Annotated in this window: 1 protein-coding gene; it reads right to left on the minus strand. The window is 52.4% G+C overall.

Features of this window, described 5'->3' with window-relative positions:
- On the minus strand, nt 1–395 hold a 395-nt coding region (locus ERX29_RS10850), incomplete at both ends, for a conjugal transfer protein TraG N-terminal domain-containing protein (RefSeq protein ID WP_133444679.1).

Below are 395 nucleotides of genomic sequence, written 5' to 3' on the forward strand. Positions count from 1 at the left end.
ATCATCGCCATGTACGCTGGCGACATTGGCCCGGCAAGCGAAGGCGCGGGAATACTCATAATGTCGCGCTGGTACCAGCTCGTTATGATCGCCATCATCGGGATCCAGCTTTGGGTCCACAAACCAAACACTACGTACGACACTGCTACCTTGAAACCGCTCTGGGGATTCGCCACCACCATGAACATCACGATTGGCGTGCTAGCGATGAATATGAAGAACAGAACGTCCATGAATTTTGGAGCGGTGGTGCTCACAAGCATGCTTTGACTAGCTTCGGTCTTGGCCCAGTCGAAGAGCCCCGAGTCTCGCTTCACCTCAATTGGCTGGTCGATCGGCGTATGTCCCACATATTTCAGCGAGTCCGCCAAAGAATATGTCATGATATTGAACAG

Origin of the sequence: Macrococcus lamae, assembly GCF_004359545.1 — a bacterium.
GTDB classification, from domain to species: Bacteria; Bacillota; Bacilli; order Staphylococcales; family Staphylococcaceae; genus Macrococcus; species Macrococcus lamae.